At 71.6% G+C, this 25293-nt stretch carries 26 protein-coding genes; 12 read left to right on the forward strand and 14 right to left on the reverse strand.

From position 1 onward, the window contains the following. The first annotated feature begins 65 nt into the window (after positions 1-65). Together BLV96_RS39860 and BLV96_RS39865 are read left to right on the forward strand one after the other, a co-directional pair. Complete coding sequence (locus BLV96_RS39860; RefSeq protein ID WP_086675175.1) at positions 66-1322, forward strand: MFS transporter; 1257 nt, start codon at positions 66-68, stop codon at positions 1320-1322. Between the two features lie 185 nt (positions 1323-1507). Continuing rightward, positions 1508-1729 carry a hypothetical protein gene (locus BLV96_RS39865; protein WP_086675174.1) on the forward strand — a complete coding sequence of 74 codons (222 nt, stop codon included), beginning with the start codon at positions 1508-1510 and terminating at the stop codon, positions 1727-1729. A gap of 210 nt (positions 1730-1939) precedes the next feature. On the opposite strand, the gene BLV96_RS39870 is transcribed toward BLV96_RS39865, so the two are convergent. The 5 genes from BLV96_RS39870 to BLV96_RS39890 all read right to left on the reverse strand — a co-directional run bounded on the left by BLV96_RS39870 (position 1940) and on the right by BLV96_RS39890 (position 6542). Then, positions 1940-2746, reverse strand: a complete 807-nt coding sequence (locus BLV96_RS39870) for an arylamine N-acetyltransferase family protein (protein ID WP_086675173.1) — start codon at positions 2744-2746, stop codon at positions 1940-1942. A gap of 103 nt (positions 2747-2849) precedes the next feature. After that, the gene (locus BLV96_RS39875; RefSeq protein WP_086675172.1) at positions 2850-3473 is read right to left on the reverse strand and encodes a superoxide dismutase; all 624 of its coding nucleotides are present in this window, start codon (positions 3471-3473) and stop codon (positions 2850-2852) included. 189 nt (positions 3474-3662) lie between these two features. After that, entirely contained in the window at positions 3663-4322 is a 660-nt protein-coding gene (locus BLV96_RS39880) for a biliverdin-producing heme oxygenase (protein WP_086675171.1), read from the reverse strand. 74 nt (positions 4323-4396) lie between these two features. Continuing rightward, positions 4397-4993, reverse strand: coding sequence for a TetR/AcrR family transcriptional regulator (locus BLV96_RS39885; protein WP_086675170.1), 597 nt, complete (start codon positions 4991-4993; stop codon positions 4397-4399). A gap of 49 nt (positions 4994-5042) precedes the next feature. Next, complete coding sequence (locus BLV96_RS39890) at positions 5043-6542, reverse strand: glutamate-cysteine ligase family protein (RefSeq protein ID WP_208608452.1); 1500 nt, start codon at positions 6540-6542, stop codon at positions 5043-5045. Positions 6543-6754: 212 nt separating this feature from the next. Here BLV96_RS39890 and BLV96_RS39895 point away from each other — a divergent pair, with 212 nt between their 5' ends. From BLV96_RS39895 to BLV96_RS39905, 3 genes are read left to right on the forward strand one after another with little or no spacing between them, the layout of a single operon-like run. Then, positions 6755-7561: a TrmH family RNA methyltransferase gene (locus BLV96_RS39895; RefSeq protein WP_086675168.1), complete on the forward strand. Its 807-nt coding sequence runs from the start codon at positions 6755-6757 to the stop codon at positions 7559-7561. A gap of 11 nt (positions 7562-7572) precedes the next feature. Next, a complete protein-coding gene (locus BLV96_RS39900; RefSeq protein WP_086675167.1) occupies positions 7573-8184 on the forward strand; it encodes a DUF2537 domain-containing protein in 612 nt (203 codons plus the stop codon). A gap of 18 nt (positions 8185-8202) precedes the next feature. Further along, positions 8203-8556 carry an MmcQ/YjbR family DNA-binding protein gene (locus tag BLV96_RS39905; protein ID WP_086675166.1) on the forward strand — a complete coding sequence of 118 codons (354 nt, stop codon included), beginning with the start codon at positions 8203-8205 and terminating at the stop codon, positions 8554-8556. On the opposite strand, the gene sepH is transcribed toward BLV96_RS39905, so the two are convergent. The 3 genes from sepH to BLV96_RS39920 form a co-directional block, all read right to left on the reverse strand. Further along, a complete protein-coding gene (gene sepH / locus BLV96_RS39910) occupies positions 8553-9395 on the reverse strand; it encodes a septation protein SepH (protein ID WP_086675165.1) in 843 nt (280 codons plus the stop codon). The two genes, BLV96_RS39905 and sepH, sit on opposite strands and share 4 nt — an antisense overlap. Before the next feature lie 192 nt (positions 9396-9587). Beyond that, positions 9588-10736, reverse strand: coding sequence for a sensor histidine kinase (locus BLV96_RS39915; protein ID WP_086675164.1), 1149 nt, complete (start codon positions 10734-10736; stop codon positions 9588-9590). After that, positions 10733-11395, reverse strand: coding sequence for a response regulator transcription factor (locus BLV96_RS39920; protein WP_086675163.1), 663 nt, complete (start codon positions 11393-11395; stop codon positions 10733-10735). Before BLV96_RS39920 ends, BLV96_RS39915 begins: the two co-directional genes overlap by 4 nt. A 110-nt stretch (positions 11396-11505) precedes the next feature. Between BLV96_RS39920 and BLV96_RS39925 the strand changes: the two genes are divergently transcribed. From BLV96_RS39925 to BLV96_RS39950, 6 genes are all read left to right on the forward strand, one after another. Next, positions 11506-12048: a hypothetical protein gene (locus tag BLV96_RS39925; protein WP_086675162.1), complete on the forward strand. Its 543-nt coding sequence runs from the start codon at positions 11506-11508 to the stop codon at positions 12046-12048. Further along, complete coding sequence (locus BLV96_RS39930) at positions 12045-13139, forward strand: peptidoglycan-binding protein (protein ID WP_208608453.1); 1095 nt, start codon at positions 12045-12047, stop codon at positions 13137-13139. Before BLV96_RS39925 ends, BLV96_RS39930 begins: the two co-directional genes overlap by 4 nt. After that, on the forward strand, positions 13136-13822 hold the full coding sequence (locus BLV96_RS39935; RefSeq protein WP_086680226.1) for an ABC transporter ATP-binding protein: 687 nt from the start codon (positions 13136-13138) through the stop codon (positions 13820-13822). The genes BLV96_RS39930 and BLV96_RS39935 overlap by 4 nt, the downstream gene beginning before the upstream one ends. Further along, entirely contained in the window at positions 13819-15024 is a 1206-nt protein-coding gene (locus BLV96_RS39940; protein WP_086680228.1) for an ABC transporter permease, read from the forward strand. The genes BLV96_RS39935 and BLV96_RS39940 overlap by 4 nt, the downstream gene beginning before the upstream one ends. Positions 15025-15232: 208 nt before the next feature. Next, entirely contained in the window at positions 15233-16750 is a 1518-nt protein-coding gene (locus tag BLV96_RS39945; RefSeq protein ID WP_244180846.1) for an amidohydrolase family protein, read from the forward strand. 48 nt (positions 16751-16798) lie between these two features. Then, a complete protein-coding gene (locus BLV96_RS39950) occupies positions 16799-18016 on the forward strand; it encodes a glycosyltransferase 87 family protein (RefSeq protein WP_244180847.1) in 1218 nt (405 codons plus the stop codon). Here the strand turns inward: BLV96_RS39950 and serC are convergent. Next, positions 18009-19133, reverse strand: coding sequence for a phosphoserine transaminase (serC, locus tag BLV96_RS39955; RefSeq protein WP_086680230.1), 1125 nt, complete (start codon positions 19131-19133; stop codon positions 18009-18011). The genes BLV96_RS39950 and serC overlap by 8 nt on opposite strands. Before the next feature lie 197 nt (positions 19134-19330). Here serC and BLV96_RS39960 point away from each other — a divergent pair, with 197 nt between their 5' ends. Continuing rightward, a complete protein-coding gene (locus BLV96_RS39960) occupies positions 19331-20200 on the forward strand; it encodes a hypothetical protein (protein WP_143051091.1) in 870 nt (289 codons plus the stop codon). A gap of 149 nt (positions 20201-20349) precedes the next feature. Here BLV96_RS39960 and BLV96_RS39965 read toward each other — a convergent pair whose 3' ends face one another. Genes BLV96_RS39965 through BLV96_RS39985 form a run of 5 tightly spaced genes read right to left on the reverse strand, consistent with a single transcriptional unit; the run spans position 20350 to position 25193 of the window. Then, the gene (locus BLV96_RS39965) at positions 20350-21690 is read right to left on the reverse strand and encodes a serine hydrolase domain-containing protein (RefSeq protein ID WP_086680234.1); all 1341 of its coding nucleotides are present in this window, start codon (positions 21688-21690) and stop codon (positions 20350-20352) included. 23 nt (positions 21691-21713) lie between these two features. Then, complete coding sequence (locus BLV96_RS39970; RefSeq protein WP_086680236.1) at positions 21714-22334, reverse strand: response regulator; 621 nt, start codon at positions 22332-22334, stop codon at positions 21714-21716. Then, a complete protein-coding gene (locus BLV96_RS39975) occupies positions 22331-23488 on the reverse strand; it encodes a sensor histidine kinase (RefSeq protein WP_086680239.1) in 1158 nt (385 codons plus the stop codon). The genes BLV96_RS39970 and BLV96_RS39975 overlap by 4 nt, the downstream gene beginning before the upstream one ends. Then, the gene (locus tag BLV96_RS39980) at positions 23485-24357 is read right to left on the reverse strand and encodes an ABC transporter permease (protein WP_244180848.1); all 873 of its coding nucleotides are present in this window, start codon (positions 24355-24357) and stop codon (positions 23485-23487) included. The genes BLV96_RS39975 and BLV96_RS39980 overlap by 4 nt, the downstream gene beginning before the upstream one ends. Then, the gene (locus BLV96_RS39985; RefSeq protein WP_086680241.1) at positions 24354-25193 is read right to left on the reverse strand and encodes an ABC transporter ATP-binding protein; all 840 of its coding nucleotides are present in this window, start codon (positions 25191-25193) and stop codon (positions 24354-24356) included. The genes BLV96_RS39980 and BLV96_RS39985 overlap by 4 nt, the downstream gene beginning before the upstream one ends. Between the last annotated feature and the right edge of the window lie 100 nt (positions 25194-25293).

Below are 25293 nucleotides of genomic sequence, written 5' to 3' on the forward strand. Positions count from 1 at the left end.
CTGCTACCCGGGACACGGCACCACCGCCGTCCGCTTCGCCACCATCCCCTTCGAAGCGCGGCAGCATGTTCGCCTCGCTGCGCGTCCGCAACTACCGGCTGTTCTTCACCGGCCAGGTCATCTCGAACATCGGCACCTGGATGCAGCGCATCGCCCAGGACTGGCTGGTGTTCACCCTCAGCGGCAACAACCCGATCGCCCTCGGCATCGCCGTCGCGCTGCAGTTCGCGCCGACGCTGTTCCTCTCGCTGTGGGCCGGCGTCCTCGCCGACCGCGTCGACAAGCGGCGGCTGCTCACCTGGATCCAGGCGGCGGCGTGTTCGCAGGCCGTGGTGCTCGGCGTCCTCGACATCACCGGGCTCGTGGCGCTGTGGCAGGTCTACGTCCTATGCTTCACGCTCGGCATCACGGCGTCGCTCGAAGTGCCGACGCGGCAGTCGTTCGTCGCCGAAATGGTCGGCCGGGACCAGATCGCGAACGCGGTCGCGCTGAACTCGTCGATCTTCAACATGGCGCGGATCGTCGGCCCGGCGATCGCCGGGTTCGCGATCACGTGGATCGGCACCGGCTGGCTGTTCATCGCGAACGCGCTCAGCACGGTCGCGGTGATCACCGGGCTCATCCTGATGAACCCGGACAAGCTCTTCCGCGTCGCGGCGGTGCCGCGCGAGAAGGGCCAGCTCGCCGAAGGCCTCCGCTACGTCCGGCGGCGCTCGGACCTGATGACGGTCATGGTGCTGGTCCTGTTCGTCAGCACGTTCGGCATCACCTACTTCAGCTCCCTCCCGATCGTGGCGGCGAACGTCTTCCACACCGCGGCCGACGGCTACGGCTTGCTGTCGACGCTGGTCGCGGTCGGCACGTTCACGGGCGCGATCATGTCGGCCCGCCGCGGCACGAAGGGCCGGCCGCGGGTGCGGCTGATGCTCGTGTCCGCGTTCTTCCTGGGCGTGTTCGAGCTGATCACGGCGTTCATGCCGACGTACCTGACGTTCGGCCTCGGCCTGATCCCGCTCGGCTTCGCCACGATGACGTTCCTCAACACGGCGAACGCGCTGGTGCAGACGTCGGTCAGCCCGGAGATGCGCGGCCGCGTGATGGGGCTGTACGTGCTGGTGCTCATCGGTGGCAACCCGATCGGCGGGCCGATGGTGGGGTGGATGGCTCAGGCGTTCGGCGGGCGGTCTCCGTTCTACATCGGTGGGGCGGTTTCGGCTTTGGCCGCGGTTGTCTGTGCGGTGGTGTTGATCCGTCGGGGTGGGGTTTCCTGGCCGGTTCAGCGGGGGTTCGGGCTGCGGATTCTGAAGCGGGCCAAGGTCTAGCGGCCCAGTAGCGGTGGCACCACCTTCCCGGCCAGCTCACGGATCCCCGGCAAAGTGCGGTCCAGGTCGAACAGCCAGACGGTGAGGGTCTGCGAGGAACCGTCGACGAGCTGGACTTCGACGACCCCGCCCGGCTCGCTGACGTCCGCCGGCCGGCCGGCGGAGCTGTCGCCGAAAACGGAGTCGTGAACGGCAGCGCCGCGGCCATCTCCCCGGTCGGCATCGGGACCGGGCGGAGCACCTCGCCGTCCGCGGACGGCCACGGCGACGGCAGTGCCCTCGGTGGATTTGGTGAGTCGCGGGACGACCACCAGGCCAGCCCGGCCGCCAGCACGAGGACCGCCGTCAACGAGACGGCGATCAGCACGGTGCGGTCCTTCCGCATCCCCCTCATGTTCACGGCGTAACCGTATCGGCACGCACCGACAAAAAATGGGCCTCCAGGACCCCGGTGTCACTCGAACGAGTGAGATCCGAGTCTCCCTGAATGACCCCTTGCCGAGAAAGATGAGGTTAGGCTAACCTCATACATGTCCGCTTCGTGGTGGGAGCGGCAGTCAGTTCGGGAACGGACGGAGCCCCGGCCCTGGGAACCCCAGGCCGGGGCTTCGTTCACTTCACGGCAGTGTCGGGCTGAGTTCGCCTCTCGTCAAGGGACTCTCACCCGGTGGCGTGGGCAGCCGGCTCAGCGCGATGCCGAAGTAGACCCGGTAGGCCAGCCGGATCGCCGCTTCGGACTCCAGGACCACCTCGTGCCGGACGCCGTCGACCGTCTCGATCAGCCGGTCGCCCGAGAGCGTCACGCGGCCCTGGGACGTCGGGCGCGAACACGTCAGCGACTTCGTGAAGTGCGACGACGGGGAAGTCGCCTGCCACCACGCCATCGGGACGAAGTCCGACAGCGGTCGTGGACGACGTTCCAGGCGGTACTGCGGCTTGCCGTCCAGCAGCACGTCGACGTCGCCGTGGGGCGCGTCCAGCAGGAGGAACTCGCCGTCCGGATCGGACTGCGCGTCCACACCGGACAGGCGCAGCGGGTGACGGGAGAAACGGCCGAAGCCGACGTCGACCAGCCAGTCTTCCTCGTCCAGGGACACGACGATCGCCGCGTGGTCCAGGGGCGGGCCGAGCGTGCCGTCCGGGCGGAACACCTGGGCCGCGTGCAGCGCCGCGTCGTACCCCAAGGAGCGCAGCAGTGCCGCGAAGAGGCCGTTGAGCTCGTAGCAGAACCCACCCCGGCGGCGGCGCACGATCTTGCCGAACAACGCGTCTTCGGTCAGCTCGACCGGCTCGCCCAGGTGGATGCTCAGGTTCTCGAACGGCACCGCGGCCAGGTGCCGTTCCTGCAGGTGGCGCAGCGTCGCGAGGTCGGGCGCCGCCGGCCACGCGACGCCGAGGCGGTCCAGATACGCGTCGACGTCCATGGGACAACTCAAACACCTCGACCGCACTCGAGGTCAAGCGAATTCACTCAACGACGAAAAACGGGGCCCTCCCGCGAAGGAGGACCCCGTCAGCGCGAAGAACTCAGCCGAGCAGCAGGCCGTTGCCGCCCGCGACGGCGTTGTCGAACCGCTTGGAGATCTCGGCCCAGTTGAAGATGTTCCACAGGGCCTTGACGTAGTCCGGCTTCACGTTCTTGTAGTCCAGGTAGAACGCGTGCTCCCAGACGTCGACCAGCAGGATCGGCACGGTCGGCAGGATCAGGTTGTTGTGGTGGTCGCGCAGCTGCTGGGTGATCAGCGTCTTGCCGATCGGGTCCCAGGAGAGCGCGCCCCAGCCGTTGCCCTGGATCGTGGTCGAGACGGCGGTGAACTGCGCCTTGAACTTGTCGAAGGAGCCGAACGCCTCGTCGATCGCCGCGGCCAGCTCGCCGGTCGGCTTGTCGCCACCTTCCGGCGACAGGATCTTCCACCACACGACGTGGTTGGCGTGGCCGGCCAGGTTGAAGGCCAGCGTGGTCTCCAGGCCGACGATCGAGCCGAAGTCGTTCGCTTCGCGAGCGGCTTCGAGCTTGTCCAGCGTGTCGTTCGCGCCCTTGACGTAGGTCGCGTGGTGCTTGCTGTGGTGCAGCTCGTTGATCTCGCCGGAGATGTGCGGCGCGAGGGCGCTGTAGTCGTAGTCGAGATCGGGGAGCTCGTAGCGGGCCATTGGCCCTCCTTCTGTCTTCGACACAAGTTTCCGGTATCGAACCTAGTAGCACACGCCTCTCCGCGGCGAGCGGGGGCACGTGGCCGTCACCATCCGGGACGGCGGCTCTGCAAGTGGCGTACCCGAGGGTCCGGCACCCGAAACCGAGCCTGCTACCTGGACCTAACTAGAGGTCAACGAGCTGTGAGATCAGGCACGGAAGTCTTCGAGGCGCGAAGCCAGCTCCTCGAAGACGGCGACGTTGCACTCGAACGCCACCAGCGTCTCGTCGATCACCCGTGCGCGCTCGGCCTCGTCCCAGGGCGCGTTGTCCAGCTTCGCGCGGTAGGCGTCCCGGAAACGCGGGGCGCTGCCGATCCCCTCGAAGTGGTAGAAGAGCGTGCCCGCTTCGGCGACGTCGTACTGGCGCTCCAGCAGCCGCCGGATGGCCTGGCCGCCGGCGATGTCGCCGAGGTAGCGCGTGTAGTGGTGGGCGACGTACCCGCCGGCCCACGACGACGCCTCCTCGACCCGTGCGACGTATGCCTGGGTGGAAGCGAGCGGTGAGATCGTCGAGCGCCAGTCCGGGCCGACCAGGTGGGCCAGGTCGCGCTCCAGGTTCGGCAACCGCCGCAGCTCGTCGAAGACGAACTCGCCGCCGACCGCGTCGCCCGCCATGCGGTCGCTCGCCGCCTCGATGGCGCCGTAGACGAAGTAGTACTGGATCGCCAGCTGGGTGTAGCCCTCCTGCGTCAGCTCGCCGCCGAGCAGGGCCCGCATGTACGTCGAGTAGTTCGCCTTCTCGTGCACCTCGAGCGTCGACGCGCGCAGGGTCGCCGAGAACGGGCGAGCGTCCGTGGTCACCGTCATGGGGGCAGCCTCCCGGCGATCGATCTGACACGCTGTCAGAAAGATCGTAGGGCATATTTCCGGGTTAGGCTACCCTAAATCGTCGCGCCGACCGCCCGCAGCACGAACCGGACCGCGGCTTCGATCACCTCTTCCAGCTGCTCGGAGGGCCCGTCGACGAGCGTCCGGTTGCCCAGCGCCGCGGTGATCATCGGGATCAGGACGTCCGGGTCCTCGGCGGGCCAGCGCCCGAGGTCGACGCCGCCGGCCAGGATCGCGCGCAGCCGGTCGGTGATCGGGTCGGCGTGCGCGCTGATCCGGCGGTAGGCCGCGGGGGCCAGCGCCGACGCGAGCGCCGTGCCCGGCGGCATGTGGTACTCGGCCAGCACGCGCAGCTGCAGCCGGACGAACGTCGCGAGCTGGCCGACCGGATCGGCTTGGGCTTCGACGGCTTCGGTCAGCCGCGTGACGTACCGGGCGGCCTCGTCCTCGACGAAGGCGACCAGCAGGCTTTCCTTGTCGGGGAAGTGGTTGTAGAGCGCGGTCCGGCCCACTCCGGCCGCCGACGCGACGCCGGCGAGCGTGATCGCGTCGAAGCCGCGTTCGTACAGCTGGGCGCGCAGGACTTCGAAGACCCGCGTGCGGACTTCGCGCCGGTGCGCCTCCAGCGACTCACCGAGAATCTTCGGCATCGACCCAGGCTAGCGGGAGCGTAGCTTTCACGTGAAAGCTACGCTGTTGTCAGTCCGACAACTGCCAGGTGTGCACCGGCTCGCCGGACTCCGACAGCTCCAGATAGCGGCCCAGCATGCGGGTCAGCGCCTCTTCCCGGTCGAGCCCGCGTTCCTGCGCGCGCAGGACGTAGTCGCGCTGCCAGGTCGCCCCCGTCCGCCGCGCGAGGCACCGCCGCTCGATGATGCCCAGGTAGCGCTCGCGGGCTTCGTCGGAGACGTCGGAGCGGCGCAGGCCCTCGTGGGCGAGCGGGAGCAGCACGCGCAGCGCCAGCTCGTCCGGCGGGATCCAGCCGATGCCCGGCCAGTACAGCTGCGCCTCGAACCCGCGGCGGGCCCCGGCGTAGAGGTTTTCCTCCGCCGCCTGGAAGGACATCTGGCTCCACACCGGGCGTTCCGCCTCGGCGAGCGCGCGCTGGGCGCCGTAGAAGAACGCCGCGTTCGCGACCGTGTCGACCACCGTCGGCCCGGCGGGCAGCACGCGGTTTTCCACGCGCAGGTGCGGCAGGCCGTCCACGACGTCGTACACCGGACGGTTCCAGCGCCAGATCGTCCCGTTGTGCATGCGCAGCTCGGTCAGCTTCGGCGCCTGTCCCGCGTCGAGCGCCTCGATCGGGTCTTCGGCGTCGGTTTCCGGGAGCAGGCCGGGGAAGTAGCGGACGTTCTCCTCGAACAGGTCGAAGATCGACGTGATCCAGCGCTCGCCGAACCACACGCGGGGGCGCACGCCCTGGTTCTTCAGCTCCTCGGGCCGGGTGTCGGTCGCCTGCAGGAACAGCGGGATCCGCGTCTCGTGCCAGAGTGCTTTCCCCAGCAGGAACGGCGAGTTCGTCGCGAGCGCGATCTGCGGCCCCGCCAGGCACTGCGCCGCGTTCCAGTGCGCCGCGAACTCCTCGGGCGCGACCTGCAGGTGCAGCTGCACGCTGGTGCACGCGGCCTCCGGCAGGATCGACTCCGCGTAGCTGCGCAGGCGTTCGGGCTGCTGGCCCGGCAGGGCCGCGCCTTCCATCGCCAGCACCGTGCGTTCGCCGCGCGCGGCGAAGATCTGGTCGTTCAGCGTGGAGTACCGGGCCTTGTTGGTGAGCCACTTCTGGTCGAAGTGCTCGTGCTTCAACGTCGGCAGGACGCCGATCATGGCCAGCTGCGACCCGGTGTCGCGGGCCTTCGACGCCGCCGTCGCGAGGTACGCGCGCAGGTCGTCTTCGAGCTGGAGCGCGGAATCCCCGGCCAGCGGCCGCGGCGGCACGTTCAGCTCGATGTTGTGCTGGCCCAGTTCGGTGGTGAACGACGGGTCGTCCAGCGCTTCCAGCACGGCGGTGTTCGTCATCGACGGGCGCAGCTCGCGGTCGACGAGGTTCAGCTCGACTTCGAGGCCGATGTTCTTGCGGGGGAACGAAAAACTGCCATCGGTGAGCATGCGGGCCAACGTGTCCAGGCAACGCTGCACCTTGCGGCGGTACCGCCCGCGGTCCAGTGTGTTGAACGATTGAGCCGCGAGGTCCATCCCCATGACCATCCCTGCTTCGTGCGTCGGCGTGAACTAGGACGTGTTTCAAGTCCTGGCGGACAACCGTTACACAGGCGATGCACCCGTGCTAGCGGCCAAACTGGTGCTCTCCGTCACGACGAGTTAACTGACAGCAAAATGACCCCGTTCGTACCACTCGCGGCTCGACGTTCGGACCAGTGAAGCGCCCGGCAAGCGGGTGACACACTGGGCGGATGGGCGTGATCCACATCGACGAAATCGACGACCCGCGCGTCGACGATTTCCGCGACCTGTCCACAGCGGACCGCCGCCCGGACCGCCCGGGTGGCAAGGGACTCGTCATCGCCGAGGGCACCGTCGTGGTGTCCCGGCTGCTGGCGTCCCGGTACCCGGTACGGGCGCTGCTCGGCGTCGAACGGCGGTTCGCCGAACTGGCGGACGACCTCGTCGGCCTCGACGTGCCCCAGTACGCCGCCTCGGCCGGCACGATGGCCGGGATCGTCGGCTTCCACCTCAACCGCGGGGTCCTCGCCGTCGCGGACCGGCCGGCGCCGCTGACGGTTTCCGACGTCGTCGCCGGCGCGGGCACGATCGCCGTGCTGGAAGGCGTCGGTGACCACGAAAACCTCGGCGCGCTCTTCCGCAACGCGGCCGCGCTCGGCGTCGGCGGCGTCCTGCTCGGCCCCGGCTGCTCCGACCCGCTGTACCGGCGCAGCGTGCGCGTGTCGATGGGACACGTCCTGCGCGTGCCGTTCGGGCACCTCGCGGACTGGCCGGGCGGGCTCGACGACCTGCGGGCGCGCGGGTTCGCCGTCGCCGCGTTCACGCCGCGGCCGGGTTCGATCCCGCTGCGCGACCTGCGGACGCACGCGCCCGGCCGGGTGGCCCTGCTGTTCGGCGCCGAAGGTCCCGGGCTGACGGAAACGGCGCTGGCGGCGGCTGATCACGCCGTCCGGATACCCATGCCGGCCGGAGTCGACTCCCTCAACATCGCGACGGCCGCCGCCGTGGCCTTCTACGAACTGGCGCGGGCCGACTAAGGTTCCGGTTCATGGAGCTGCGGATCCGCGGTGAGCGCGCCGTGCTGGCCGGACCGGGCGGGGAACAGGCGCGCGAGGTCGACCCGCACAAGCTCGCGATCGGCGCCGACCTGGCGCAGGCGCTGCACGAGTGGGCGCGCGTGGCGTCCGCGGTTTCGGCGGGTTCCGGGGCGGAAGCGGGCGCGGTCGTTTCGCAGCGCGGCCGGCAGCTGGCCGGCCGGCTCGCCTCGGTGATGGGCACGACGGTCCGGTTCGTGGACCCGGTGACGGGCGCCGACACGGTCGTCGAGCCGCCCCCGCGCGAGGGCGCGACCGGCCGGAAGTTCGTGCGGACCGTGCTCGGGCCGATCGGTCCGCCGGGGGAGCCGACGCCGTGGCTGACCGGGTTGACGGTGTCGGCGTTCATCGCGGCCGTGGTCGTGGTGGCGATGCTGGCGCTGGCGTCGACGCTGGCGCGGGAGACGAGCGGGTGGCTGGCCTTGGTGGCGTCGGTCGTCGTGACGGCCGGGATCACGCCGTCGCTGTGGCTGATCCGCCGGACGCCGATCCTGCGGTGGGCCGCGTATGGTGCGGCGGGCGGCGTCGTGATCGCGTGGGTCGGCGTGCTGGTGATCGCTTTCTGACGCGTTTAGCCTGTTCCCATGCGGCAGCTGGACGCCTTGCGGACGTTGTGCCTGGCCCTGCCCGAAGCGACCGAGCGGCTCAGCCACGGCACGCCCGCCTGGTTCGTGCGCGGCAAGAAGACCTTCGTCATGTTCCAGAACGACCACCACGGCGACGGCCGGCTCGCCTTCTGGTGCCCGGCGCCGCCCGGGGTGCAGGAAGAGCTCGTGCGGACCGAGCCCGAACGGTTCTTCCGGCCGGCCTACGTCGGGCACCACGGGTGGCTGGGCGTGCGGCTGGACGTCGACGTCGACTGGGGCGAGATCGAACGGATCGTGCGTGAGGCCTACCGGCAGGTGGCGCCGAAGACGCTCGCCGCGCGGCTGGATTAGCCGCGCTGCGAGCGGACCCCGAGCAGCACGTCCTCCCAGGACGGCACGATCGGGTGGTTCTTCTTGGCCTTCGGCCGCGGCTGGTCGGCGTGGTCCTCTTCCGGATCCGCCGGGACGCGGGGGATCTCGCGGGTGTCGTCGTCCGGGTCCGGCTCGGCGGCCGGCAGCTCGGCGCGTTCCGGCTCCACCGAGTCCAGCGTCGGCTGGAACTCCGTTTCGCGGGCCGGCTCGAGGGCGCGGACCGTGCGGGGGGCGCGGTAGGCGTTCGGGTCGAGCAGGACCTCGGCGTTCTCGTCGAGCGCCACGACCGTGCCGCCGTGCGCCCCGGGCGAGAACGCCCAGTGCGCGCGGTTGTCCGACCGCCCGGCCTTCCACCGCAGCACGACGACCCAGCGGCCGTCGTCGCCCTTCCAGGAGTCCCAGGTGGCCTGCGAGTAGTCGTGCCCGCGGACGCCGAAGCCGTACGCGACGACCTCGCCGAGCGTCTGCACGTCGGGGCCGTCTTCGCGGACCGGGTGGGCGCTCTGGGCGAGCTCGGCGGTCCGGGACCGCTCGAGCAGGACGGGGTAGGCGTAGCGCTCGACGCGCTGGGTCGACACACCCGCGCTCGCGGCGACCTGCTCGACGGACTCGCCGGCGCGGATGCGCTGCTGGATCTCGCGTGGGCGCATCTGGCTCTCCAACTCGATTTCGATCTGGCCGAGGCGGGTGATGTCACCTCGCGCCGCCGCGCGCAGTCGCTCATCGGCCGGGAGCAGGAAACGAGTACGGCTCGCCGGGTCTTCGAGCACGATGGACTTGCCGTCCTCGTGCAGCCCGACCACTCGCAGCGCCCGCATTGTTCTCGCCTCCCCGATCTTCTTCACCGTTGTGGGTGCCCACGTTAGAACGGCGCGTCGGCTTGACGTGCGAGGCGCGCCGAGTCCGCATCGAACTGCCCACTGTTCACTTAGCGACTCCCGCATCATGGGTCACCCAGGTCAGCGGCTGCTGTGTGACACGCCGGACACGGTCAGTCACGATCGAGTGGATCAAGAAGGCGGCAGCCGGACCGTCACGGTGAGCCCGCCACGCCGCCCGGGCTGGGCGTCGGCCCAACCCCCGTGCGCCGACGTCACCGAGCGCACGATCGACAGCCCCAGCCCCGCGTTGCGCGTGTCGCCGGTCCGCTCCGACCCCACCCGGCGGAACGGCTCGAACAGCGTCGGCACGGCCTCGGGTGGCACCACCGGCCCCGAATTCCGGACCTCCAGAGCCGGATCCCCGCGGACTTCGACGTACACCCAGCCGCCCGAGGCGTTGTACGTGATCGCGTTGACCACCAGGTTCGTCACCAGCCGCTCGAGCAGCACCGGGTCGCCCGCCACCACGCGCGGCCGCAGGCGGGTCTCGACCGCCACCCCGGCCGCCTCCGCCGACGCCGCGGTCGCCCGGACCACCGCCCGCACCACTTCGTCGAGCCGGACGGGTGCCCGCGCCTGCAGGCCGCGGTCGCTGCGGGCCAGCACCAGCAGGCCCTCGATCATCCGTTCGCTGCGCTCGTTCGTGTGCAGCAGGTGCGTGCCGAGCTTCCGCAGCTCCGGCGCCGCGTCCGGGTCGGCCATCGCCACCTCGACCAGCGTCCGCTGCACGGCCAGGGGCGTCCGCAGCTCGTGGGACGCGTTGGCGACGAACCGCTTCTGGCTGTCGAACGACTCCGCGAGCCGGTCGAGCATGCCGTCGAAGGTGTCCGCCAGCTCCTTCAGCTCGTCCGGCGGGCCCTCCAGGTTGATCCGCCGATCGAGCTTGCCCGCCTCCAACCGTCGCGCCGCCGACGTGATGTCGTGCAACGGCCGCAGCGCGCGGCCCGCCATCAGCCAGCCGAACAGCACGGCCAGCGCCGCCGTCACCACCAGCGCGATCGCCGAACCGACGACCAGCGTGGACAGCGTCGAGGAGCGGTACTCGTCCAGCGACCCGCTGAGCAGCCGCACCGCCACGCCTTCGGACGGCAAGGGCGTGCCGGCCGCGATGCCGTAGGTGGCGTCGGCCGAGCCGATCGTCGTCGAGGCGACCCGGGCCGGGTCCGGCAGCGTGCTCTGCACCAGCAGGTAGTTGATGACGACCAGCACCAGCCCGGCGAGCAGGAAGAGCCCGCCGTACCAGGCGGTCAGCTTCGTCCGGACCGACAGCGCGTTCACGGCGTGCCGAACCGGTAGCCGGCGCCGGGCACGGTCTCGATCACCGGCGGGTCGCCGAGCTTGCGCCGCAACGTCATCACCGCGACGCGCACCGCGTTCGTGAACGGGTCGGCGTGCTCGTCCCACGCCTTCTCCAGCAGGTCTTCGGCGCTGACCACCGCGCCCTCGGCCCGCATGAGCACCTCCAGCACGGCGAACTCCTTCGGCGAGAGCAGCAGGAACCGGCCGTCGCGGGCGGCCTGGTGCCGCGGCAGGTCGAGCACGACGCCGCCGCGCTCCAGCACCGGCGGCAACGCCGGCCGCGCGCGCCGCGACAGCGCCTGCACGCGGGCGACCAGCTCGGCGAACGCGAACGGCTTCGTCAGGTAGTCGTCGGCGCCGAGGCCCAGGCCGGCGACGCGGTCGGTGACGTCGGCGGCCGCGGTCAGCATCAGCACCCGCGCCTCGCCACCGGCCCGCACGACCGCGGCGCAGACGGCGTCGCCGTGCACCTTCGGCAGGTCGCGGTCCAGCACCACGACGTCGTAGCCGTGCACGCCGACGCGTTCCAGGGCCTGCTCGCCGTCGTAGCAGACGTCGACGGCCATCGAGAACCGCCGCAGCCCCTCCGCGACCGAGTCGGCCAGCAGCCGTTCGTCCTCCACCACCAGCACGCGCACTCACCCAGTCTGCGCAGGGAGGCCATAAGGAGCGCATAAGCGACGTCGCTTAGCGCGCCCGAATCCCCCGATCCGTAGACCTGGCACCCATCGGACGAAAGGAGCGAGCCATGCGGACACGGATCTTCGTCGCGGCGCTCGGGGCGGCGCTGCTGCTCGGGGGCTGCGGCGCGAAGGGCGACGACGGGTCGAAGGTCGCGTCGATCTCGACGCCGCCGAAGTCGGGCGGCCCCACCGCCGCCGACAACAGCGGCAAGAGCGACGAGGACAAGATGCGCGACTTCGCCAAGTGCATGCGCGAGCACGGCGTCGACATGCCCGACCCGAAACCGGCGGGCGACGGCGGCGGCATGGCGATCACCCTGGGCGGCGACGGCGCGGACAAGGGGAAGATCGACACCGCGCAGAACGCGTGCAAGCACCTCATGCCCAACGGCGGCGAGATGAAGCCGCCGAGCGCCGAGGAGCTCGACAAGATGCGCCAGCAGGCCAAGTGCATGCGTGAGCACGGCATCGACATGCCGGACCCCGACCCGACCGGCAAGGGCGCGACCCGGATCGGCGGACCGGGCGACGACCCGAAGAAGTTCGAAGCCGCCGCGAAGGCGTGCGGTTTGGGCATGTCCGTCCACTCCGAGGCGGCGGGCAAGTGACCGAAGTGACCCACCTCAAGCCCCGCCGCCGCGGCCGGACGCGTTGGTTCGTCGCCGGCGCGGTCCTCGTCGTGGTGCTGGGCACCAGCTCCGTCGTGGTCCTGACGCGCGTGTCGAGCGCGACACCGGTCAAGGAGGCCGCGCCGCCGCCGGTCGAGACGGCCGAGGTCGTCAAGACCGACCTCAGCGAGGAAGAGGAAGCCGACGGCACGCTCGGGTACGGCGACGAGTCGAGCGTCCAGGGCCGCAAGCCGGGCACGATCACGTCGTTGCCCGAAGCCGGCGCCAAGATCACCCGCTGCCAGGCGGTGTACGGAGTGGACGCGAAGCCGGTGCCGCTGTTCTACGGGACGCTGCCCTTCTACCGCGACCTCGCCACGGGCGCGGACGACGGCGCCGACGTCAAGCAGCTGGAGGAGAACCTCAAGGCGTGCGGCTTCGGCGGGTTCGGCACGCCGGACAAGAAGTTCACCTCGGCGACGGCGGCCGCGCTGAAGAAGTGGCAGAAGTCGCTGGGGCTGGAGCAGACCGGCGCGTTCGGCCAGGGTGACGTCGTGCTCGCGGCGGGCGAGGTCCGCGTGTCGGCGCTGTCGGCGAAGCCGGGCTCGCCCGCGCAGGGCGAGGTGCTCAAGACCAGCGGAACCGTCCGTTCGGTGCAGGTGAAACTGGACGCGGCGAAGCAGGATCTCGCGCAGCAGGGCGCGAAGGCGTCGGTGACGATCAACGGGAAGACGACGCAGGGCACGATCACCGACGTCGGGCGGACCGCCGTCGAGGGCAAGGACGCCGCCGGCCAGGACGACGGCAAGCCCAAGATCACCGTGACCGTCAAGCTGGACGACCCGGCGGCCGGGGGCACGCTCGATTCGGCGCCGGCGAGTGTCCGGTTCACCAAGGACGTCCACTCCGGCGTGCTGGCGGTTCCGGTCGGCGCGCTGCTCGCGCTCGCCGAGGGCGGTTACGCCGTCGAGGTCGACGAAAACGGGCAGCGGCGGCTGATCGGTGTCCAAACCGGACTGTTCAGCGGCGGCAAGGTCGAGGTCACCGGGAACGGGCTGACCGCGGGCCTGCGGGTGGTGACGACGTCGTGACGCCCGTGCTGCGCGTCCACGAGGTCACGCGCACCTACCCCGGCGGGGTGGCCGCGCTCGACGGCGTCTCGCTGTCGCTGGAAAACGGCGAGATGGTGGCGATCGTCGGGCCGTCCGGGTCCGGGAAGTCCACGCTGCTGCACCTGATGGGCACGCTGGACCGGCCGTCGTCGGGGCGCGTCGAACTGCACGGTCACGACGTCGCCGCGCTGCCGGACCGGAAGGTCTCGGCGCTGCGCTCGCGCTGGATCGGGTTCGTGTTCCAGCAGTTCTTCCTCGACGAAGGGATGAGTGCGGTGGACAACGTGTGCACCGGCCTGCTGTACGCGGGGGTGCCGCGGCGACGGCGGCGCGACCGGGCCTTGGCCGCGCTCGACCGCGTCAAGCTGGGACACCGGGCGTGGCACCGGCCGGGGGAGCTGTCCGGTGGGGAACGCCAGCGCGTCGCGATCGCGCGGGCCGTCGTCAACGAGCCGTCGATCCTGCTGGCCGACGAGCCGACCGGCAACCTCGACACCGGCACCGGCGCGTCCGTGCTTTCGTTGTTGGGCGAGTTGTCCGCGGATGGGACCACGATCGTCGTGATCACCCACGACCGCGAGATCGCGGCGGGCATGCCGCGCCGGATCGAGCTGCTCGACGGGCACCTGCGCCTCGACACCGGCCTGGTGGGTGCGCGGTGACCGCGGTGCTGCTGCCGGAACCGGCCCGGCTCAAGCCGCCGGACGTCGTCGCGCTCGGGGCCCACGGCATGCGGACGCGGCCGGTGCGCGCGGTGCTTTCCGCGCTGGGCATCGCGATCGGCGTCGCGGCGATGGTCGCCGTGCTCGCGATCCCGGCGTCCGGCGCGCAGGCCCTGCACGACCGGCTGGCCGCGCTCGGCACGAACCTGCTCACCGCCGGGCCGGGGCAGACGCTCTTCGGGCAGGACGCGACGCTGCCCGACGACGCCGTCCCGATGGCCAAGCGGATCGGGCCGGTCCAGGCGGCCAGCGGCACGGGGAACACGTCGGCGAGCGTGCGGCGCAGCGACAAGATCGCGCCGGACGACACGTCCGGGCTCGCGGTGTACGCGGCGAAGCCGGACCTGCTGGCCGTGCTCGGCGGGAAGGTGCGCGTCGGTGCCTTTCTCGCGGCGGGCAACCAGGACTACCCGGTGACCGTGCTCGGCTCGCAGGCCGCGGCCCGCCTCGGCATCGACCACGTCGACCCGGCGCGGCCGCCGCAGGTGCTGATCGGGACGCAGTGGTTCACGGTGGTCGGGATCCTTTCGCCGATGCCGCTGGCCCCGGAGGTCGAGCGGTCGGTGCTGGTCGGCTGGGACGTCGCGAAGCGGCTGCTCGGGTTCGACGGCCATCCGTCCACTGTGTACGTCCGTGCGGAACAGTCGCAAGTGGACGGTGTGCGCTCGGTGCTGGGTGCGACGCTGAACCCGCAGGCGCCGAACGAGGTCGAGGTCCGCCGCCCGTCGGACGCTCTCGCCGCGCAGAAGCTCACGGACACGACGTACAGCGCGCTGTTCCTGGGCTTGGGTGGCGTCGCGCTGCTGGTCGGCGGGGTCGGGGTGGCGAACACGATGGTGATTTCGGTGCTGGAGAGGAGACGTGAGATCGGCCTGCGGCGCGCGCTCGGGGCGACGAAGAGGCAGATCCGCGGCCAGTTCCTGGCGGAGTCGGTGTTGTTGTCCGGGCTGGGCGGGCTGGCGGGGGTGCTGGCCGGCGTGCTGGTGACGGCGGGGTACGCGCTGAGCCAGGGCTGGCCGGCGGTCCTGCCGTGGGCCACGCTGGCCGGCGGCGTCGGCGTGGCGGCCCTGGTGGGGGCGATCGCGGGGGCGTACCCGGCGGTCCGCGCGGCCCGGCTGGCGCCGACCCAAGCCCTGGCCTGACGGCCGGGGGCGGCACTTTCACGTGAAAGTGCCGCCCCCGAGTGGGACCGGGACGGAGCTTTCGTAGGGAAAGCTCCGCCCTGGTGCGTGCACTGGCCCGGCGCCCGCTACCTCCGAGCGTGCGGATCCGGAACACCGCACGCTGGGAGATTCCTGCCCCTCGCCCGGCGGGTTGAATGAGCGGCGAACCCGAGCGAAGGGGGCCGCTGTGGTGCGGGTCGAGGCGAACCGGCGTGACTTCCTCCGTGGGCTGGCAGCCGCCGGCGCGGGGCTCGCCACCGCGGGGATCGCCCCCGCCGTCTTCGCCCAGGAGGCCGCCGCGGCCGGCTCGGAACCCGTCGTCGTCCTCGGGGCCACCCTCGTCGACGGCACCGACGGCCCGCCCCTCCCGGACTCGGCCGTCGTGCTGGTCGGCGACCGGATCGCCTGGACCGGTCCCGCCGCGCACCTGCCGTCGCCGACCGGGGTCCGGACCGTCGACGGCCGGGGCCGCTACCTCGTGCCCGGCCTCTGGGACCTGCACACCCACGGCCTCGACCTCGAGGCGATCTTCCCGCCGCTGCACCTGGCCAACGGCGTCACCGGGATCCGCGAGATGTGGGGCTACCCCGAAAACCGCGCGACCCGCGACAAGATCGTCCGCGGCGAGCTGGCCGGTCCGCGGGTCGTCATGGGCAGCTCGATCATCGACGGTCCCGTCTCCATGCTGCAGCCGCCCGTGACGACAGTGGCGACGGCGGCCGAGGCGCGCGCGGCCGTCCGGACCGCGGTGGCCGAGGGCGCCGACTTCGTCAAGGTGTACTCCTACCTGGGCGCGGAGGCTTTCGCGGCGGTCGCCGACGAGTGCCGCCGGGCCGGGCTGCCGTTCGCCGGGCACTGGCCGTACCGCGTCCCGCAACCGGTCGCGAGCGACGCCGGCCAGCGCAGCTTCGAGCACCTCTTCGGCGTCCCGCTCTACACGTCGGCGCACCGGGACGAGTTCCTCCGGACGCTGGCCGCGACGCCGTTCGACCCGGCGGACCGGCGGTCCTTCTTCGTCCTCGCCCGGGAGCTGGACCGGCGCGCGACCGAGGCGTTCAGCCCGTGGCGCGCCCAGGAGTTCTTCGGCCGGCTCGTGGGAAACGAAACCCGGCTGAGCCCGACGATGGCCGTCAACAAGGTGCTGTGTTCGCCGCTCGACACCTACGCGCACGACCCGCGGCTGAAGTACGTGCCGCGGGACGTGCGGGACGCCTGGGTCGAGCAGGCGCGGATCCGCACGCCGGTCACCCCCGAGGAGATCGCGCAGCAGGCTGCCTACTTCGACGCGCAGGTGGAGCTGGTCGGCGCGGCGCACCGGGCCGGCGTCCCCCTCCTCGCCGGCACGGACTGCCTGAACCCGTACGTCTTCCCCGGCTTCAGCCTGCACGACGAGCTGGCGCACCTGGTCGACGCCGGACTGTCCCCGCGGCGGGCGCTGCAGGTGGCGACCCGCGACGCGGCGGCGTTCCTCGGCCGGTCCGCGACGGCGGGCACGATCGCCCCCGGCAAGGTGGCCGACCTGGTGCTCCTCGACGCGAACCCCCTGGCCGACATCCGCGCGATCCGGCGGATCGACACGGTCGTCGCGGCCGGGCGGGTGTACGACCGCGCGGCGCTGGACCGCCTGCTGGCCGACGTCGAAGCGTCGACGAGCGCGGGGGCGAACGCCAGGTCAGTGGGCTTGCCGGTGCACAGCTGCTGCTGAGCGCCCGGTAATCTCGGCCGGTCGAAGACCTGGGTTCGAGGGGGCGCGTTGACTGGGCGGAAGCTGGCGTGGTCGCTCGCGGTACTCGAAATCGCCGCCGTCGTGGTGGTCCTGGTCCTCAAGCGGTTCGACGGCCTGGACCTCGAGGTCTACCTCGGCGGGGCCAAGGCGCTGGCCGAGCAGGGCTCGCCGTACGACGCCTGGGTGCCGACCACGCACCAGATCCTGCTGCCGTTCACCTACACGCCGTTCGCCGCGGCCGCGTTCTGGCCCGGCACGCTGCTGCCCTTCGCCGTCACGATGAAGCTGGTCAGCATCGCGTCGATCGTCGCGACCGGCGTCGTCGCCTACCTCTACGTCGCGACGCTCAACGGCTCGCTCACCGACGCCTCGAAGGTCAACGGCCGCGCGGTCGCCGCCCTGGTCGCGATCGGCGCGCAGCTCGCCGGGGCCCTGCTGGAGCCGGTGCGCTCGACGCTCGGCTTCGGCCAGATCAACGCGCTGCTCATGGTCCTGGCCGTCCTCGACGTCCTGCTCCCCGGTGACCGCAAGCGGACGAAGGGCCTGCTCATCGGCGTGGCGGCGGCGATCAAGCTGACGCCGGCCGTCTTCGTCGTCTACTTCCTCTTCCGCCGCGACTTCCGCTCGGCCGCGCGCGTGGTCGCCGGGTTCGTCGCGGCCGGGGCGCTGCTGTGGCTGATCCGGCCGTCGGCGTCCGTCACGTACTGGACGAAGCTGGTCTTCGACGCGGGCCGCATCGGCGGCGTCGACTACGTGGGCAACCAGTCGCTGCACGGCTTGACCGTGCGTGCCGGCTGGCCGGAGTTCGCTTGGGTGCTGGCCGCGCTGGTGGTGATGGCCCTGGTCGCGGTGATCATCGCGCGCGCCGAACCGGTGCTCGGGCTCACCGCGTGCGCGCTCGGCGGGCTGCTGGTCTCGCCGATCTCGTGGACCCACCACTGGACGTGGTGCGTGCCGATCCTGGTGCTCGCCGGGTGGTACGCGTGGCGCTTCGACCGGGCGATCCGGTGGGTGGCGGCCGCGGTCGTCGCGGCGGGACTGGCGTTGTTCATCGTCGGGCCGATGTGGTTCGCGCCGCGCCCGGCGCCCTCGGTGGGCTGGTGGCTCGCGACGGAGTCCTACGAGCTGTTCGGCCTGGTCCTGCTGGTCCTCGCCGCGTTCGCCGCACCCCGTCTGAAAGCCGTGAATGGCACATCGAGGGACGCTGAGTCCGTCAATGTGCCATTCACGGACAAAGTCAGCTGAGCCGCTCGACGACGTACTCGATGCTCTGCGTGAGCTTCGTGATGTCGTCCGGGTCGATGGCCGGGAACAGGCCGACGCGCAGCTGGTTGCGGCCCAGCTTGCGGTACGGCTCGGTGTCGACGATCCCGTTGGCGCGCAGCACCTTCGCCACCGCGGCGGCGTCGACGTCGTCGGTGAAGTCCACGGTGCCGACGACCTGCGAGCGCAGGTCCGGGTCCTTCACGAACGGCGTGGTGTAGCTCGTCTTCTCGGCCCACTCGTACAGCCGCGACGACGAGTCCTTCGTGCGCGCGGTCGTCCAGGCGAGACCGCCCTGGCCGTTCATCCACTCGATCTGCTCGGCGAGCAGGAACAGCGTGGCCACGGCCGGGGTGTTGTACGTCTGGTCCTTGCGGGAGTTGTCCAGCGCGGTGGTCAGCGACAGGAACTCGGGGATCCAGCGGTCGCCGCCGCCGATCTCGCCGATCCGCTCGACCGCGGCGGGCGAGGCGAGCGCGATCCAGAGCCCGCCGTCCGCGGCGAAGGACTTCTGCGGCGCGAAGTAGTAGACGTCGAAGTCCTCGGCCTTGACCGGGAGCCCGCCGGCGCCCGAGGTGGCGTCGATCGCGACGAGCGCGTCGCCACTGCCTTCGGGACGGCGGACCGGCACGGCCACACCGGTGGACGTCTCGTTGTGCGCCCAGCCGACGAGGTCGGCGCCGGCTTCGTAGACGATCTCGGGCGCGCTGCCCGGCTCGGCCTTGGTGACGATCGGGTCGGCCAGGAACGGCGCGCCCTTGGTCACGGTGGCGAACTTCGAGGAGAACTCGCCGTAGGTGAAGTGCTGGGCGCGCTCGCGGACCAGGCCGAAGGCGGCCGCGTCCCAGAACGCCGTGGTGCCGCCGTTGCCGAGGACGACTTCGTAGCCCTCGGGCAGGGAGAACAGCTCGGCCAGGCCCGCCCGCACGCGCCCGACGAGGGACTTGACCGGCTTCTGCCGGTGCGACGTGCCGAGGTAGGTGGAGCCGGACTCCGCCAGGGCGCTCAGCTGCTCGGCGCGGACCTTCGACGGTCCGCAGCCGAAGCGGCCGTCGGCCGGCTTGAGGTCTGCGGGGATGGTCAACTCAGCGTCGGTCATGTGGCCAGTCTCTCAGGTCGGGATGCGGCTGGTGAAGGTGGTTCTTTGGTGTCCAATATGTGAAACAAGAGGTGTTCCGGGCACCGGGACGCCCGCCGTCGACTGTAGGGGGCTAGCCCGTCCGGCGGCTTCTCGCGGCGGGCCGTGGGGGTAAAACCGCTGTCCGCGACCCGGGGACGCTCGGTAGCTTCACGGCCGTGAACGGGGAGGGAGCGCCGCGGTGGTGGCTGTTGTGGAGCTTGGGCGGGATCACCGTCGTGCACCTGGTGGCGAACGGCGGCTGGACGCCGGAGACCACCATCGGGCTGCCGATCGGGCTGGCCGTGACCCTCGTGCTGGTGTTCGTCCGGCGGCTGCCGTGGTGGCTCACCGGTGAGCTGCCCGCCCGGCGCCGGGGCCTGATCCTGGCCGGTCTCGGAGGCTTGGCGCTGCTGGACGCGGTGATCGTGGCCGCGCTGTTCGCCCACCCGCCCCACGGCGCCGACGTGGTCAACGCCGGGGTGGTCGTCGCGATCTTCGGGGGCGGGACGGCGTTCGCCGCTTCCCGGCTGGTGCCGAGGCGGCCGTCGACCCGGCGCGCGAGCCTGCGGCGGCGCCTGTGGGCGGCGACCGCCGCGGTGTGGTCGGCCGGCGCCGGGCTGCTCGCCCTCGAGGCCGGTGCCATCGTCCTGACCGGCGGCTGGCTGCCGTGGTTCATCCCGATCGCCGGCGGGGTGGCCGTGGTGGCGCTTGCGGTGTGGCGGTCCGACCTCGCGGGCCCGGCCCGCTGCCTCGCGACCGACCGGTGGACGCCGGTCGCGGCCGCGTCGTTCGACGTGCGCCCGGGCGAGCCGGTGGACGGCTGGGCGGTGTTGCCGGACGACGTCCGGATCCGGTTCCACCTGCCCGTGACGCCGCCGGACATCGCGGCCGAGCTGGCCGGCCGGCGCCGGCTGTGGCTGGCCGGCTGGCCGTCGGAACACCTGGTCGCCGGTTTGCCGGACGGGGACAGCTACGCCGTCGGGACCATCGGGCACGCGGGCCGTGGGGGTAAAAACACGGTTCCCGCCGGTTCCGGGCGCCGGTAGGTTCCTGCACTGGCTTGCGGGCCCCGCTCACCACCCTGGGGGTGTGAGCGGGGCCCGGCGGGTCGGCGCGGATGCCGGCCGCGACGTCATGAACGAGTCGTTCACCGCGTCCGGCGCCCTGAAAGAGTCGTTCATGACGTCCGGGCGAGTCAGTGCCAGCCGTCGACACCGCCCGGCACCGGCGCCGCCGGGTCGTACGGCGTGCGCGTGAAGATGAACGTCGCCAGGTCCAGGTGCGTTGCCACCCCCTCCGCGTCCCGGCCCACCTCCAGCGTCTCGCCCGCGTAGTACCCGTCGAGCCCGACGTACGTGTCACGCCCCGTCGCGCGGAACCGCGAACTGCGTCCCGCTCCCTCGGCCGGGGCCAGCAACAGCAGCCCGTCGCCCTGGATGCGCAGGTGGTACGGCGTCGGCCCCCAGTGCCAGAGGCCGGTCAGCGCCAGCAGCGCCGGGTCGACCGCCGCCGGCTGCCACTCGGCCGGCAGTCGCGGCTCCAGGTCGTCGGTCATCGTGATCAGGTCCAGGCAGAGCTGGGTGATGCCGACGCCGGACGTCGAGTTCGTGAGCACCAGCGCGCCCGTCTGCGCGACCGGGTCCACCAGCGTCACGGCCAGGAAGCCCGGCATCGAGCCGGTGTGGCCGGCCAGCCGGCGGCCCTGGTAGCGCACCAGCATCAGGCCGAGGCCGAATCCCGTCGTCCAGACGTCGGTGTCGTCGACGGTGACCATCGTCCGCATCTGCTCGAGGGTCTCGGTGGACAGCACGCCGCCGCCGTAGCCGCCGAGGAACGCCGTCCAGCGGCCGAGGTCCTTCGCCGTCGACCACAGCTGGCCGGCGGGCGCCATCGCGCCGGCGTCCGGGCTGGGCTCCGGCAGGAGGACGTCGGCGAAGGGGTGCACGGCGAAGCCGTCCGCGTGCGCGCCGGTCGGGTGCGGCGTCGTGCGGGTCATCCCGAGCGGGCCGAGGACCTCCTCGTCGAGCACGGAAAGCCAGCCCTTGCCGCGGTGGCGCGAGATCAGCTCGCCGAGCACGCCGTAGCCGACGTTCGAGTAGTGGAACCGCGCGCCCGGCCGGTGCTTGGTCGCACCCTCGGCCAGGCTCCCGACGAGCGCGTCCCAGTCGCCGCCGGGCGTGCGCTCCCACCACAGACCGGGCGATTCGGACGTCAGGCCGGAGGTGTGCGACAGCAGCTGCGCGACGGTCGCGGCGCCGAACGGCGTGCCCGGGACGTGCTTCTCGAGCGGGTCGTTGAGGTCGAGCAGGCCTTCGTCGCGCAGCCGCATGACGGCGGTCGCGACGAGGGTCTTGGTGATCGAGCCCAGCCGGTACTGGGTGTCGGTGCCGGGCGGCCGGTCGCCGACGCGGCCCCGGGCCCCGGACCAGACGATCTCCCCGTCCCGCACCACGGCGGCGACCAGCGAGGGAGCCCGGCAGGCGGCCTGCTCGTGGGCGATCCGGCGGAGCAGGGCGTGTTCGGTCGACTCAAGCATGAAGGCATTCTGCCGCGCCGAGCTCAGCCGAGCAGGTTCCGGGCCATCGCCGTCGTCACCGCGGCCGTCCGGTCGGACACCCCCAGCTTGCCGAACACGCGCAGCAGGTGCGTCTTCACCGTCGCCTCGCTGATGTGCAGGGCGCGGCCGATGTCCGCGTTCGTCCCGCCCTTCGCGACCAGCCGCAGCACCTCGACCTCGCGCGCCGACAGCGACTGCGGCTCCGGGTTGCGCACCCGGTTGACCAGCTTCCCGGCCACCGACGGCGCCAGCACCGTCTCCCCGCGCGACGCCGCCCGGATCGCGTTCGCCAGCTCCGTGCGCGACGCGTCCTTCAGCAGGTAGCCCGACGCGCCCGCTTCGACCGCGCGCAGGATGTCGGCGTCCGTTTCGTACGTCGTCAGGACGACGATCCGGCGGCCGGGCTGGTCACGCAGGATGCGTTTCGTCGCGCCGACGCCGTCCAGGCCCGGCATCCGCAGGTCCATCAGCACGACGTCCGGCTGCTCGACGCGGTCGAGCGCGACGGCTTCGTCGCCCGAGCCCGCCTCGCCGACCACCGTCAGGTCGGGTTCGGCTTCGAGCATGCCCCGCAGGCCTTCGCGGACGACCGGGTGGTCGTCGACGAGCATGATCCGGATCAAGCCGGCACCTCCAGGGTGAGTTCGGTGCCGCTCGGGCCACTCCGGACGCTCAGTGTGCCACCCACCTGCTCGGCCCGGGACCGCATGCCGCGCAGGCCGAAGCCGGTCACGCCGTCGGGCTCGAAGCCGGCGCCGTCGTCCCGGACGGACAGCCGGACCGAATCGTCCACAACGGACAACCGCACCGAGACCGACGACGCGGCCGCGTGCCGCCGGACGTTGTTCAGGGCTTCCTGCGCGCCCCGCAGCAGGACCACTTCGCCCGCCATGCCGATCGCCGGGATGGCATCGTCCACTTCGTACCGGACGGCCACGCTCGTCTCGTCCGCGAGCCGGTCGGCCTGCCGGCGGACGGCGTCCACAAGGGACCCGGAAGCCAGGTCGGCGGGGGCCAGCGCGGCGACCATCGCCCGGGCCTCGGTGAGGTTGTCCCGCGCCGTGCGGGCGGCCAGCTCCGCGTGCCGCCGGGCCGCCGCCGGATCGGTGTCCACTTCGGACTCGATCGCCTGGGCGAGTGTGACGATGCTGGTGAAGCCCTGCGCGAGCGTGTCGTGGATTTCGCGTGCGAGCCGCTCGCGTTCGGCCGCCGTGCCCGCCTCGCGGGAGAGCCGGGCGACCTCCGCCTGGCTCTCCTCGAGCTTCGCGATCAGGTCCGCCCGCGCCCGGCTCTCCTCGATGACGTGCAGGATGAACTTGCCGGACAGGATCCCGAACACGACGAGGATCGCGGTCATCGGCAGCAGGATGTGCAGGGCCGGCCCCTGCAGTCCGTCCGCGGCGATCGCCGACACCGGGCTCAGCACGATCACCGCCGACGTGAGCACCGCGGCCGGGCGGAACTCGAGCGTCGAGAACAGCAGCGGGCACACCATGAACAGGATGAAGCTGGACGTCGTGTTCGCGAACATCGCGACCGCGACCAGCGCGACGACGACCACCGCCAGCAGCCACCGCTGCTTCAGGTGCCCGTCGTCGCGCACCACCCGCCGTCCCCACAGCAGGTAGGTCAGCGCGAGCGCGGTGAGCGCCCCGACCGCGACGACGGTGCGCACCGGATCGGCTTCGTCCAGTACCACCAGCGTCGTCGTGGCCAGGTACGCGACCGCGAAGAGGATCTCCCAGAGCCAGTTGAACCGGTCCCAGGCGTCCTTCACTTCGCGTCGGTCCACCGGAACGTCAGCCGCGCCAGCACCGCGCCCACCACGCACCAGATCCCCAGCACCAGTGCCACCCGCGGGAGTTCCCATGACCCAGCCATCTCCATTCCGACCGCGCCGTCCGGCAGGAACACCGACCGGAACCCCTGGCAGATCCACTTCAGCGGGAAGAACGACGCGATGTCAACCATGATCTTCGGCAGGTTGGTGATCGGCGTGACGAACACGCCGGAGATGAACTGCAGCACCAGGTACAGCATCTGCACGACGGCGACCGCGCCGGTGGTGGACTTGGCGAGCGAGCTGAGCGCGATCCCGAGCAGCGTGCACGAGACGATCCCCAGCGCGAACACCCAGAGCAGCGTCAGCCACTTGTCGGCCTCGGTGGGCAGCTTCAGCCCGAACAGCAGCGTCGCGACGGCGACCATCAGCACGGTCTGCGCCAGGCTGGACACCGCGACCAGCACCATCTTGCCGATGAAGTAGGACGACGAGGGCATCGGCGTCCCGCGAAGGCGTTTGAGCGCCCCGGTTTCCCGGTCGGCCGAGACGCCGGTCGCGATGCTGTTGAACGACGTCGAGACGATGCCGGAACCGATCATCCCGGCGGCGAGGAGCTGCCCGGACGTGACGCCGGCGAGCGCGGTCGGACCGTCCAGGATGGACCCGAGCAGGATCATCAGGACGGCGGGCAGGGAGAAGGTGAAGACCACCTGTTCCTTGTGCCGGAAGAACTGCCGCAGTTCGGTACCGCCGCGGGCGAGCCCCAGCGACAGCGGGCCGGGGAGGGCGCCCCCCGCTTTTCGGGGGTTCCGGGTGGCGGAGCCCCCGGCCTGGGGCGAAGCCCCGGATGTCGCAGCGGTCATGCCTTGTCTCCGATCAGGTCCAGGTAGATGTCCTCCAGGCTCGGCCTGGTCACCGTCAGCCCCGCGAGCTCCCTACCCCCAGTAGAGAGCTCGTTCACGAGCTTGGTCGGGTACGCGGTGCGCTCGACGTGCGCGCCGCGTTCGTCGGTCCACCGCACGGTCGCCTCGGCCGCGGCCCGGCCGCCCAGGTTCTGCGGCGTGTCCTGCGCGACGATCTCGCCGCGCGCGATCACCGCGACGCGGTCGGCGAGCGCCTCGGCCTCGTCGAGGTAGTGGGTCGTCAGCAGGATGGTGGTGCCCTCGGCGGCGAGGTCGCTGATCAGCGTCCAGAAGTGCCGGCGGGCCTCGGGGTCGAAGCCGGTGGTCGGCTCGTCGAGGAAGAGCAGCTCGGGCCGCCCGATGATGCCGAGCGCGACGTCGACGCGGCGCCGTTGCCCGCCCGAGAGCGACTTGATCCGCGCCTTGGCCTTCTCGGTGAGCCCGACCTTCTCGATGACCTCGTCGGGGTCACGCGGGTCGGGGTAGTACTTGGCGAAGTGCCGGACGGTCTCGGCGACGCTCAGCTCGGCGGCGTCGTTGGCGGTCTGCAGGACGATGCCGATCTTCGACCGCCACGCGCGGCCGGCCTTGCCGGGGTCCTCGCCGAGCACGGTGACCTCGCCGGCCGTCCGCTGCCGGTGGCCTTCGAGGATCTCGACGGTCGTGGTCTTCCCGGCGCCGTTCGGGCCGAGCAGGGAGAAGACCTCGCCCGGGGCGATGTCGAGTTCGAGCCCGGCCACCGCCAGGTGACCGGGGTACTGCTTGCGCAGGCCGCGCACGCTCACTGCTGTGGTCATGGCTCACAGCCTGCTCGCGCGGCGGCTCGATCGGGAGCAACGCTCAGCTGAATCCCGGTGTCCACCGTTCGGTGGACAGAGTCGTCAGCCGCGGCCGCTT

The sequence above is a fragment of the Amycolatopsis pretoriensis genome (assembly GCF_900107925.1).
GTDB lineage: Bacteria > Actinomycetota > Actinomycetes > Mycobacteriales > Pseudonocardiaceae > Amycolatopsis > Amycolatopsis pretoriensis.

Excerpts from the sequence above, each read along its gene's own strand:
- BLV96_RS39895 (WP_086675168.1), top strand. The coding sequence starts at position 6,755 with ATGGGCGTGATCCACATCGACGAAATCGACGACCCGCGCGTCGACGAT.
- sepH (WP_086675165.1), bottom strand. The coding sequence starts at position 9,395 with ATGCGGGCGCTGCGAGTGGTCGGGCTGCACGAGGACGGCAAGTCCATC.
- BLV96_RS39885 (WP_086675170.1), bottom strand. The coding sequence starts at position 4,993 with ATGCCGAAGATTCTCGGTGAGTCGCTGGAGGCGCACCGGCGCGAAGTC.
- BLV96_RS39890 (WP_208608452.1), bottom strand. The coding sequence starts at position 6,542 with ATGGGGATGGACCTCGCGGCTCAATCGTTCAACACACTGGACCGCGGG.
- BLV96_RS39905 (WP_086675166.1), top strand. The coding sequence starts at position 8,203 with ATGCGGCAGCTGGACGCCTTGCGGACGTTGTGCCTGGCCCTGCCCGAA.
- BLV96_RS39985 (WP_086680241.1), bottom strand. The coding sequence starts at position 25,193 with ATGACCACAGCAGTGAGCGTGCGCGGCCTGCGCAAGCAGTACCCCGGT.
- BLV96_RS39880 (WP_086675171.1), bottom strand. The coding sequence starts at position 4,322 with ATGACGGTGACCACGGACGCTCGCCCGTTCTCGGCGACCCTGCGCGCG.
- BLV96_RS39965 (WP_086680234.1), bottom strand. The coding sequence starts at position 21,690 with ATGCTTGAGTCGACCGAACACGCCCTGCTCCGCCGGATCGCCCACGAG.
- BLV96_RS39980 (WP_244180848.1), bottom strand. The coding sequence starts at position 24,357 with ATGACCGCTGCGACATCCGGGGCTTCGCCCCAGGCCGGGGGCTCCGCC.
- BLV96_RS39925 (WP_086675162.1), top strand. The coding sequence starts at position 11,506 with ATGCGGACACGGATCTTCGTCGCGGCGCTCGGGGCGGCGCTGCTGCTC.
- BLV96_RS39860 (WP_086675175.1), top strand. The coding sequence starts at position 66 with ATGTTCGCCTCGCTGCGCGTCCGCAACTACCGGCTGTTCTTCACCGGC.
- BLV96_RS39900 (WP_086675167.1), top strand. The coding sequence starts at position 7,573 with ATGGAGCTGCGGATCCGCGGTGAGCGCGCCGTGCTGGCCGGACCGGGC.
- BLV96_RS39875 (WP_086675172.1), bottom strand. The coding sequence starts at position 3,473 with ATGGCCCGCTACGAGCTCCCCGATCTCGACTACGACTACAGCGCCCTC.
- serC (WP_086680230.1), bottom strand. The coding sequence starts at position 19,133 with ATGACCGACGCTGAGTTGACCATCCCCGCAGACCTCAAGCCGGCCGAC.
- BLV96_RS39870 (WP_086675173.1), bottom strand. The coding sequence starts at position 2,746 with ATGGACGTCGACGCGTATCTGGACCGCCTCGGCGTCGCGTGGCCGGCG.